At 67.9% G+C, this 10,751-nt stretch carries 10 protein-coding genes; 7 read left to right on the top strand and 3 right to left on the bottom strand.

From position 1 onward, the window contains the following. The first annotated feature begins 126 nt into the window (after positions 1–126). Positions 127–381, top strand: coding sequence for a hypothetical protein (locus tag ACTJI2_RS05075; protein WP_183636472.1), 255 nt, complete (start codon positions 127–129; stop codon positions 379–381). A gap of 104 nt (positions 382–485) precedes the next feature. On the opposite strand, the gene ACTJI2_RS05070 is transcribed toward ACTJI2_RS05075, so the two are convergent. The 3 genes from ACTJI2_RS05070 to hemN form a co-directional block, all read right to left on the bottom strand. Further along, complete coding sequence (locus ACTJI2_RS05070; protein WP_440841325.1) at positions 486–2,759, bottom strand: nitric-oxide reductase large subunit; 2,274 nt, start codon at positions 2,757–2,759, stop codon at positions 486–488. Between the two features lie 116 nt (positions 2,760–2,875). Continuing rightward, positions 2,876–3,631: a helix-turn-helix domain-containing protein gene (locus tag ACTJI2_RS05065; RefSeq protein WP_440841324.1), complete on the bottom strand. Its 756-nt coding sequence runs from the start codon at positions 3,629–3,631 to the stop codon at positions 2,876–2,878. 19 nt (positions 3,632–3,650) lie between these two features. Beyond that, entirely contained in the window at positions 3,651–5,051 is a 1,401-nt protein-coding gene (gene hemN / locus ACTJI2_RS05060; protein ID WP_440841323.1) for an oxygen-independent coproporphyrinogen III oxidase, read from the bottom strand. A gap of 182 nt (positions 5,052–5,233) precedes the next feature. On the opposite strand from hemN, the gene ACTJI2_RS05055 reads away from it, so the two are divergent. The 6 genes from ACTJI2_RS05055 (at position 5,234) to napA (ending at position 10,743) form a co-directional block, all read left to right on the top strand. Continuing rightward, positions 5,234–6,508 (top strand): molybdopterin molybdotransferase MoeA, encoded by a 1,275-nt coding sequence (locus ACTJI2_RS05055; RefSeq protein ID WP_440841322.1) that lies wholly within the window; start codon positions 5,234–5,236, stop codon positions 6,506–6,508. A 10-nt stretch (positions 6,509–6,518) separates the two neighbouring features. After that, positions 6,519–7,088, top strand: a complete 570-nt coding sequence (mobA, locus tag ACTJI2_RS05050) for a molybdenum cofactor guanylyltransferase (RefSeq protein ID WP_440841321.1) — start codon at positions 6,519–6,521, stop codon at positions 7,086–7,088. A 132-nt stretch (positions 7,089–7,220) separates the two neighbouring features. Continuing rightward, positions 7,221–7,385 carry a periplasmic nitrate reductase, NapE protein gene (locus tag ACTJI2_RS05045; protein WP_183636459.1) on the top strand — a complete coding sequence of 55 codons (165 nt, stop codon included), beginning with the start codon at positions 7,221–7,223 and terminating at the stop codon, positions 7,383–7,385. A 3-nt stretch (positions 7,386–7,388) separates the two neighbouring features. Continuing rightward, positions 7,389–7,943: a ferredoxin-type protein NapF gene (locus ACTJI2_RS05040; RefSeq protein WP_440841320.1), complete on the top strand. Its 555-nt coding sequence runs from the start codon at positions 7,389–7,391 to the stop codon at positions 7,941–7,943. Continuing rightward, positions 7,940–8,254, top strand: a complete 315-nt coding sequence (locus ACTJI2_RS05035) for a chaperone NapD (protein ID WP_440841319.1) — start codon at positions 7,940–7,942, stop codon at positions 8,252–8,254. The genes ACTJI2_RS05040 and ACTJI2_RS05035 overlap by 4 nt, the downstream gene beginning before the upstream one ends. Continuing rightward, a complete protein-coding gene (gene napA / locus ACTJI2_RS05030; RefSeq protein ID WP_440841318.1) occupies positions 8,251–10,743 on the top strand; it encodes a periplasmic nitrate reductase subunit alpha in 2,493 nt (830 codons plus the stop codon). Before ACTJI2_RS05035 ends, napA begins: the two co-directional genes overlap by 4 nt. Positions 10,744–10,751: the final 8 nt, after the last annotated feature.

Below are 10,751 nucleotides of genomic sequence, written 5' to 3'. Positions count from 1 at the left end.
GGGAGCGACGTCAGTCGCGATATCCGGACGACCACTTGATGCGGGTCAATGCCGGCGCCACCGGAGCTGCTTACCTTGCCCGGCACCGGGGCGATGGCCCCGGCCCACACTCAGCAAGGAAACCCGATGTCCGCTCCCGAACTCACCGACGAACCGCTCCAGCAACGCACTCGCGCCATGACCCATGCCCTGCGCGAATGGGATCCCGACGCGGAGGTCCAGTTCGAATCCGCCAATGGCCGGCTGTCCATCCTGACCACGCTGGCGCCGGCGCGGGTGCGCGAAATCCTCGCCACCGTCGGAGAGCACGTCGAGGACGCGCCGGAGGAACCGCAGCGTGGCGGCGGTTGCGGCTGCGGGGGCTGCGGCTGTTCCACCTGACCGGAACGCGCCGCGCCGGCAACACGCGCGAAACCGACAGGTAAAAAAAGAGCCGCTTGCGCGGCTCTTTTTCATTGCGGTTGGACCATAGGAAGGGTCGCGTATCAGCCCTCCGCCGGCACCACCGCCGGCAGTGCTTCCCGGCGCGGCGCCACCCACAGGCGGAACACGAACCAGGCCAGGGCGAACGCGCCGACGCTGAACAGCGTGTCCGAGGGAACCCGCATCCACACCAGCATGTCGACGATCGGCTGCTGCATGAACTCGGCCGAACGGGCGTACCAGTAGCCGTGCTTCAGCGCGGCGTTGAGCTGGAGGATGCCCAGCGGCAGCAGGGTGAACAGGGCCATGCCGGCCAGGCCGATGTTGAGCGACCAGAACGCGGTCTTCAGCAGCCTTTCGTTCCACTGCACGTCCGGCTTGAGGCCACGCAGGCAGAACAGCATCAGGCCGATGCCGAGCATGCCGTACACGCCGAACAGCGCGGTGTGGCCGTGGGTCGGGGTCAGGTTCAGGCCCTGCATGTAGTACAGCGGCAGCGGCGGGTTGATCAGGAAGCCGAACAGGCCGGCACCCACCAGGTTCCAGAACGCGACCGCGATGAAGAACAGGATCGGCCAGCGGTAGCGTTGCATCCACGGCGTCGCCTTGCCCATCTTGTAGCTGTGGTAGGCCTCGAAGCCGACGTACGCCAGCGGCACCACTTCCAGCGCCGAGAAGCTCGCGCCGATGGCGATGACCGCGGTCGGGGTGCCGGTGAAGTACAGGTGGTGCAGGGTGCCCAGCACGCCGCCGGCCATGAACACGATGGTCGCGAACAGCACCGCCACCGTGGCCGACTTGACCTGCAGCATGCCCAGGCGGGTGAACAGGAAGGCGATGACCGCCACCGCGAAGACCTCGAAGAAGCCTTCCACCCACAGGTGCACCACCCACCAGCGCCAGTACTCGACCATCGACAGGTGCGTGTGCTCGCCCCACATCAGGCCGGCCGCGTAGAACAGGCCGATGGCCACGGTGGACAGGAACAGCAGGGAGACGATGGAACGCGAGTCACCGCCGTTGCGCATCGCCGGCCACAGGGCGCGGCCGACCAGCACCAGCCACAGGGTCAGGCCGATGAACAGGAACCACTGCCAGAAGCGGCCGAGGTCGACGTATTCCCAGCCCTGGTGGCCGAACCAGAAGTTGTGCTTCAGGCCGAGCTTCTGCATCACCGCGAACCACTGCCCGGCGAACGCACCGACCACGATGATCAGCAGGCAGACCCACAGCAGGTTCACGCCCAGGCGCTGGAACTTCGGCTCGTGTCCGGAAATCGCCGGACCGATGTACAGGCCCATGCCCAGCCAGGCGGTGGCGATCCACAGCACTGCCAGTTGCGTGTGCCAGGTGCGCGTCAGCGCATACGGCAGCACGTCGGACAGGGCGAAGCCGTAGGCTTCCTGGCCTTCGACCTGGTAGTGGGCGGTGATCGCGCCGAGCAGGATCTGCACCAGGAACAGCGCGATGACCACCCAGAAGTACTTGGCGGTGGCGCGCATCGACGGGGTGACCTTGATGTCGGCCAGCGGATCCCGCTTGGGCAGCACCGGCGCCAGCTCGTCACCATGGTTGACCGCGTAGTGCCAGCCGAGCAGGCCGACGCCGGCGATCAGGAACAGCACGCTGAAGACCGTCCACAGGAACGCGCTCGGCGGCGGCGTGTTGCCGACCAGTTCGTCGGCCGGCCAGTTGGCGGTGTAGCTGATCTCGGCGCCGGGACGCTGGGTCACCGACGACCACGCGGCCCACCAGTAGAACCCGGTGAGCTGGCGGCGGTGCTCGGCGTCGGGCACGGTGTCGTTGCGCATGGCGTAGGCCTCGCGCAGTTCCACCATCGCCGGATCCTTGCCGAACAGCTGCTCGTAGTGCGCGGCGACCGTGCGGATGGCGGCGGCGCGGTCGACGTCCACGGTCACCGTACCGGTGGCGGCGTCGTAGCTGTTGGGACGCATCAGCGCCTGCACGCGCTTGGCGTACGCGGCCTGGGTCGGGGCGTCCAGATCCTTGTAGCTGGCGGCGCCGGCCTCGCGCCTGGCCCAGATGTCGAGGATGGCTTCGGCCTCGCGGTGCAGCCAGTCCGCGCCCCAGTCGGGAGCGACGTAGCCGCCGTGGCCCCAGATGGAGCCCAGTTGCTGGCCACCGATCGACTGCCAGACCTGGCGGCCGGTCTCGATGTCCTTGCGGGTGTAAAGCACCTGGCCATCGGCATCCACCACCTGTTCGGGCAGGGGGGGCGCCTGTCGGTGGACCTCGCTGCCGACCCATAGCAGGACGGCGAACGAGGCGATGAGCAGGGCGGCCAACCCTACCCACAGCTTGCGTGTCGAATTCATGATGCGGGACTCCGTGGGAACCGCAGGCATGTTCCGCCCGCGTCCGGATCCCCTCCATGACCTACGTCAAGTCGATGGCATTCGCGTGCGTGCAGGCGGGTTACGCCTGGCAGGCGTCAGTCGCGCAACACCGTGGATGCCAGTTCGTGCAGGCGATCCATGTCCAGGATCTCCACGTCGCGCTGCTTGATGTGGACCAGCCCATCGCGTTCGAACCGGCGCAGCACCCGGCTCACCGTTTCCGGCGCCTGGCGCAGGTAGTTGGCGATGTCGGTGCGCGACATGGTCAGCTGGAACCGGCGAGAGGAATAGCCGCGCGCGGCCAGCCGCCGCGACAGTCCGATCAGGAACGCCGCCATCCGCTCGTCGGCGCTGTTGTCGCGGGCGAACAGCGAGGCCACGCCGATGTCGTGGCTCATCAGCCGGAACAGATGCTGCTGCAGGTTCGGCAGGCGGGTGGCGAGCAGGGCGATCTTGGGGAACGAGAACCGGCACAGCATCACCGTATCCAGCGCGATCGCGTTGCAGGGATAGCGGTCGCCGTGGATCGCGTTGAGGCCAATCACTTCGCCGGGCAGGTGGAAGCCCAGCACCTGCTCGTGGCCGTCGCGATCGATCTGGTAGGTCTTGACCGTGCCGGCGCGCACCGCGGCGATGGCGCTGAAGGAATCCCCCTCGCGGAACACGTGCTCGCCCGGTTGCAGCGGGCCGACGTGTTCGACCAGCACGTGCAGGTCCATCAGCGCGCGCTTGTCCATGCCCTCGCTCAGGCAGGCCTGGGAGAACGCGCAGGTCGAGCAGAACGTCAGCGAATCGCCGTCGTCCGAGAGAATGGTGGCGTCGGTACGCGGGAAAACGACCGGCGAGCTCATGCGGACGTCCCGGATGAGGTCAGATGGTTCGCGAGAACCGCGTGGTCGCGGCCTCCGCGGAGGCGGGCAGGTATCGGTCGAAGCACATGGCGATGATACGCAACAGCAGGCGTCCGCGCGAGGTCGCGCATACCTCCCGAGGCCCCACCTCGACCAGCCCGTCGGCCTGCAGCAGCTCCAGCCGCGCCAGCGCGTCGGCGAAGTAGTCGCGGAAGTCGATCACGTGGCGGCGCTCGATCGCGTCGAAGTCGATGCGGCCGTGGCACATCAGCTGCTGGATGACATCGGCGCGCAGCAGGTCGTCCTCGTCCAGACGCATGCCGCGCCACACCGGCAGGCGGCCGCTGTCGATCATCTGCTCCCAGCTGCCGATGTCGCGCGGGTTCTGGCTGAAGCTGGCGCCGACATGGCTGATCGCGCTGACGCCCAGGCCGATCAAATCGCTTTCGGCGTGGGTGGAGTAGCCCATGAAGTTGCGGTGCAGGTCGCCGCGCTGCTGCGCCCGCGCCAGGTCATCCTCGGGCAGGGCGAAGTGATCCATGCCGATGTAGACGTAGCCGGCTTCGCCCAGCTTGTCGATGGCGCAGCGCAGCAGGTCGAGTTTCTGTTCGGGGGAGGGCAGCTCCTCGGCATGGATGCGCTGCTGCGGGCGGAACAGCGCCGGCAGGTGCGCGTAGCTGTAGATCGCCAGCCGGTCCGGGCGCGCCTTCAGGGTGATGTCGAGCGTGCGCGAGAAACCGGCGAGGGTCTGCCGGGGCAGGCCGTAGATCAGGTCGACATTCACCGAGCGCATGCCATGGGTACGGCAGGCGTCGATGATCGCCAGGGTGTCCTCGACGCCCTGCACGCGGTTGACCGCCTGCTGCACGTCGGGGTCGAAGTCCTGCACGCCCAGGCTGGCGCGGTTGAAGCCGGCGCGGGCCAGTTGGCCCACTTCGTCCGGGCTGATGAAGCGCGGATCCAGCTCGATCGAGCAGTCGAAACCGGCGCCGGAGGCGAACGAGAAGTGCCGGCGCAGTACGTCGACGACCTCGGCGATCTGGTCCGGCGACAGGAAGTTGGGCGTGCCGCCACCGAAGTGCACCTGGTTGACGTCGCGGTCGCGATCGAACAGCGGCGAGACCAGCGCGATCTCGCGGTACAGACGGGTCAGGTAGGCGTCGCCGCGCGCCTTCTCGCGGGTGATGATGCGGTTGCAACCGCAGTAGAAGCAGGGGCTGGTGCAGAACGGGATGTGCAGGTACAGCGAGAGCGGGCGCGGGATCGGATCGCCGTTGGTGATCGCGGCCACTTCGCGCAGTTCGGCCTCCTGGAACTGCGCCGAGAACTGCGGCGCGGTCGGATAGGAGGTGTAGCGCGGCCCCGGCTTGTCGTAGCGTCGGAGCAGTTCGGGGTCGAAGAGGGCGGAAAGGGCGGGCATGGACAAAGGCTAGGCAATGCCGGCCACCGGCGCCTTGACCTGAATCAACCCCGCGCGGGTTGGCCGGAAACCTTCAGCTATGTGAGGATGCCGGCCATCCCGGACCGTCGCCGGAGACCGACACGATCGGGGCACGCGCGGCCTGCGTGCCCGCGAGGCGGGAATGTTCTGAAGGAGTACGCGTGATCGGATACGAGGAAGCCCTGGCCCTGTTGCTGCGCGATGCCGCGCCGCTGGACGCTGAATCGCTGGCGGCCTTCGATGGCGCCGGCCGGGTGCTGGCGGCGGACGTCCACAGTCCCGCGCCCTTGCCGCGCTTCGACAACGCGGCGATGGACGGCTTCGCGCTGGCGTTGGGCGATGCGACGGGGGAAGCCGGGACGGAATGGCCGGTGCTTGGCTCGACGGCCGCCGGCGATGCCGCAGGCCAGCCGGATGGAACGGCACGACAGGGCGCGTGGGAAATCATGACCGGCGCGGTGATGCCGGACGGCCTGGACTCGGTGGTGCCGGTCGAACGCGTCGATGCGCTCGGCGGCGACGAGGGCGCGCCGCCTGCGCGCATTCGCCTGCGCGAACCGGTGCGGGCGGGCGCCAACGTGCGCCGACGCGGCGAGGACATCGCCGAGGGCGCACGTGTGCTGGCGAAGTCCGAACGGCTGGACCCCGCGCGGATCATGCTGCTCGCCGCGCTCGGCATCGAATGCGTGCCGCTGGTGCGGCGGCCACGGGTGGTGTTGATCGCCACCGGCCGCGAACTGGCCGAAGGCGGCGAGGCGGGCGAGGGCGCCTGGATCCACGACAGCAACACGCCGTTCCTGCGGCTGCGCCTGCATGCGGCCGGCGCCGAGGTGGTGGCATGCGAACGGGTCGGCGATGATCCCGCCGGGTTCGCTGCCGCGCTGGACCGTGTATTGGCGCACCAGCCGGATCTGGTGATCAGCACCGGAGCCGTGTCCAGGGGACGTTTCGATTTCGTCCCCGACAGCCTGCGCGCGCGTGGCGCGGAACTGCGCTTCCACGGCGTGGCGATCCGACCCGGCAAGCCGCTGCTGTGCGCGCGCCTGCGCGAAGGGCCGCTGCACGTCGGCCTGCCCGGCAATCCGGCTTCCTGTGCGATCGGTCTGCGCTTCTTCGTGGAACCGCTGCTGCGCGCGATGCTGGGGCTGCCACGCGAACGGCCCACGCGCCTGCCGCTGGCCGCGCCGGTGCATGCGCGCGCCAACCTGCGCACGCACCTGCACGCGATGCTGGAGAGCGACGGAGAGGGGCGGTTGGCGGTGCATCCGTTGCCCCGGCAGGAGTCCTTCCGGCTCGCGCCGTTCCTGTCATCGCAGGCATGGTTGGTGCTGCCCGAAGCCGGCGATGGCGACACCGTGATCAAACCGGGCCAGGCCGTCGATGTGTATCCGCCCGGCCATCTGGAACCGTTGGCGTGGCAACAGGAATCACCGTGATGGCGGAGCCATGAACACCATGCTTCCCGCCTGGCAGGGCATCGTGCTCGCCGGCGGACGTTCCTCGCGCATGGGCCGCGACAAGGCGCTGCTCGAATGGCGGGGCCGGCCGCTGCTGGAACACATGCGGGACTTGCTGTCCGACGCCGGTGCCGCGCGGGTGGTGATCAGCGGTACGCGTCCCGGTTACGACGCAATTCCTGATGCGATCCCCGACGACATCGGCGACGGAGGTCCGGCCGTGGCGCTCGCGCAACTGGTGCAACGGCTGCCCGATGGCGTCTGGCTGGCGGTGCCGGTGGACATGCCGCTGCTGGCAGCCCCGGCGTTGCACGCGCTGGTGGCCACATCCGCGGACTGTGCGATGTTCGAGCGCCATCCATTGCCGATGAGCATCACCCTCGATTCGCGCACCCGCGCGCTCCTGGCCGGCATCGTCGAGCTGCCGCCGAGCCAGCGTTCGCTGCGCGCGATCCATCACACGCTCGCGGGCGTGGTGCTGGCGCCGGGTGCGTGGAACGCAAGCCTGATCGGTTGCAACACGCCGGAGGAATGGGCCGCGCTGCGCGGACGCGAGTAGATCGCGATCACGTCCGCGCGGTTGGCTTCGACCGGGGCCATCACTGGCCGACCCGCGACACGTTCATGCTGGAAAGTTTGTGCTAGGCTCGCTCCGCGGTTCGCCCAGCCATTCAAATGCCAGGTGAGCATCATGGAGCATCCACCCCGCCAGGACGTCGCGAGCAAGGCCCAGGAGCGCCTCGCATTCCTGTTGCTGACCGTCGTCGTCTTTCCTTTGAGCGCGGTGCTGATCGTCGCCGGCTATGGTTTCCTGGTCTGGATCTACCAAATGTTCGCCGGTCCGCCGACGGGTTGAGCGATGAGCCAGGCACGCCCGATTTCGCGACGCGCATTGCTTTTCGGCCGCAGCGGCGACGAACCGCCGGTGTCGCCACCGCGTGCCGGACGGGCCGACTCCTCACAGGCACGTTCCGCACAGACCTTGCGTCCTCCCTGGGCATTGCGCGGCGCCGCGTTCGCGAATGCCTGCACCGGCTGCGTCGCCTGCGTGGACGCCTGTCCCGAACAGGTGCTGGTGCTGCGCAAGGGCAAGGCCGCGTTCGAACCGGAACGCGGCGAATGCACCTTCTGCCATGCCTGCGTCGACGCCTGCGCGCCGGGCGCGCTGCGCGACGACGGCGTGCAGCCGCCCTGGACCTATCGCGCGACTGTGGACGAAGCCTGCCTGGGCGCGCACGGCGTGGTCTGCGCCAGTTGCCGCGAGATCTGCCCGCAGTCGGCCATCCGGATTCCGCCCGCCGGGCGCGGCGCCGCCCATATCGACAGCGATGGCTGCAACGGCTGCGGCGCCTGCGTGTCGGTCTGCCCGGCCACCGCCATCCACCTGCACGCCTCCGCGGAGACCGCCGCATGAGCCAGCCCGGCGACGACGAACTGCACATCGCCAGCTTCGTGATCCAGCACCGGACCGATGCGGCGGAAGCATTGGCCGCGGCCATTGCCGCCGCGCCCGAACTGGAACTGGCGATCCCCGGCCAAACCCGCAGCGTGGTCCTGTGCGAATCCGCCGACCGCTACGCGGTGATGGACCGGATCGAACAACTGCGCGCCGTGCCCGGCGTGCTCAACGTATTGCTGGTCTACCACCATGCCGAGCCACGCGACGCGCTGGAGGCGGAAGTGGAAGCGCGTCCCGAAACAAACCTTGCCGGAGTCCATCCATGAGCACACGCCGGGAATTCATCCGCAACAGCGCCGTCGCCACCGCGGCGGCGGCGGCCGGCCTGCCGCTGGCCGGCGACGGCAGCAACCTGGTGACCGAGGGCGATCTGACCACGCTCAAGTGGGACAAGGCGCCGTGCCGCTACTGCGGCACCGGCTGCGGGGTCAACGTGGCGGTCAAGAATGGCCGCGTGGTCGCCACCCACGGCGACGTCCACGCGGAGGTCAATCGCGGCATCAACTGCGTCAAGGGCTACTTCCTGTCCAAGATCCTGTACGGCACGGATCGCCTGACCATGCCGCTGTTGCGCAAGAAGAACGGCGCCTACGCCAAGGACGGCGAGTTCGAGCAGGTCGGTTGGGACGAGGCCTTCGACGTGATGGCCGCGCAGTTCAAGCGGGTGCTGAAGGAGAAGGGCAGCGACGCCATCGGCATGTTCGGCTCCGGGCAGTGGACCATCTTCGAAGGTTACGCCGCCAACAAGCTGATGAAGGCCGGTTTCCGCAGCAACCACATCGATCCCAACGCCCGCCATTGCATGGCCTCGGCGGTGATGGGCTTCATGCGCACCTTCGGCATGGACGAGCCGATGGGCTGCTATGACGACATCGAGGCGGCCGACGCGTTCGTGCTGTGGGGCTCGAACATGGCCGAGATGCATCCGATCCTGTGGACCCGGGTGACTGATCGGCGGCTGTCGCACCCGCACGTGAAGGTGGCGGTGATGTCGACTTTCGAGCACCGCAGCTTCGAACTGGCCGATATCCCGATCGTGTTCAAGCCGCAGACCGATCTGGTCATCCTCAACTACATCGCCAACCACATCATCCGCACCGGCAAGGTCAACCAGGACTTCGTCAACAAGCACACCACCTTCAAGCGCGGCAACGACGACATCGGCTACGGCCTGCGCCCGGACAATCCGTTGGAGCTGAAGGCGAAGAACGCCAAGGATCCCAATGGCGGCGAGCCCATCGATTTCGAGGCATTCGCCCGTTTCGTCGCCCCGTACACGCTGGACAAGGCGGTGGAGATGACCGGGGTGGAGCGCGGCTGGCTGGAGAAACTGGCCGAGCTGTACGCGGATCCGAAGGTCAAGGTCACCTCGTTCTGGACCATGGGCTTCAACCAGCACACCCGCGGCGTGTGGGCCAACAACATGGTCTACAACCTGCACCTGCTGACCGGCAAGATTGCCACCCCGGGCAACAGCCCGTTCTCGCTGACCGGCCAGCCCTCGGCCTGCGGCACCGCGCGCGAGGTCGGCACCTTCAGCCACCGCCTGCCGGCGGACATGGTGGTGACCAACCCCGAGCATCGCAAACACGCCGAGGAAATCTGGAAGGTCCCGCACGGCACCATCAAGCCCAAGCCGGGCTATCACGCGGTGGAGCAGAACCGGGCGCTGAAGGACGGCAAGCTCAACGCCTACTGGGTGATGGTCAACAACAACATGCAGGCGGCGGCCAACCTGCGCGAGGAAACCTGGCCCGGTTACCGCAACCCGGACAACTTCATCGTCGTGTCCGACGCCTATCCCACCGTCACCGCGCAGGCCGCGGACCTGATCCTGCCGGCGGCGATGTGGGTGGAGAAGGAGGGCGCGTACGGCAACGCCGAGCGGCGCACCCAGTTCTGGCACCAATTGGTCAAGGCACCGGGACAGGCGCGCTCGGACCTGTGGCAGTTGATGGAATTCTCCAAGCGCTTCACCACCGACGAATGCTGGTCGGCCGAACTGCTGGCGGCCAATCCCCAGTTCAAGGGCAAGACCCTGTTCGACGTGCTGTACCGCAACGGCAATGTCGATCGGTTCCCGGTCAGCGACATCGAAGCGGGCTACGCCAACGACGAGTCGGCGGCGTTCGAGTTCTACGTGCAGAAAGGCCTGTTCGAGGAATACGCCGCGTTCGGTCGCGGCCACGGCCACGATCTGGCGCCGTTCGACGCCTACCACAAGGCGCGCGGACTGCGCTGGCCGGTGGTCGACGGCAAGGAAACCCGCTGGCGCTATCGCGAAGGCGCGGATCCCTACGTCAAGGCCGGCACCGGCTTCCAGTTCTACGGCAATCCCGACGGCAGGGCGGTGATCTGGGCCTTGCCCTACGAACCGCCGGCCGAGTCGCCGGACGAGGATTACAACCTTTGGCTGGTCACCGGGCGCGTGCTGGAGCACTGGCATTCCGGTTCGATGACCATGCGCGTGCCCGAGCTTTACCGCAGCTTCCCGGCCGCGGTGGTGTTCATGAATCCCGACGACGCGCGCGAGCGCGGGCTCAAGCGCGGCGACGAGGTGAAGGTGGTGTCGCGACGCGGCGAGATGCTGTCGCGGGTGGAAACGCGCGGCCGCAACCGGATGCCGCCCGGGGTCATCTTCGTGCCGTGGTTCGATGCCGGCCAGCTGATCAACAAGGTCACCCTGGACGCGACCGATCCGATTTCCAAGCAGACCGACTACAAGAAGTGCGCCGTCAAGGTGCTGGCCGTCTAGGAGCTTCG

Origin of the sequence: Pseudoxanthomonas sp. 22568, from assembly GCF_052044485.1 — a bacterium.
Classification (GTDB): Bacteria; Pseudomonadota; Gammaproteobacteria; order Xanthomonadales; family Xanthomonadaceae; genus Pseudoxanthomonas_A; species Pseudoxanthomonas_A beigongshangi.
Note: the sequence above shows the minus strand (reverse complement) of the source record. Positions and strands in the feature narration are given on the sequence as shown.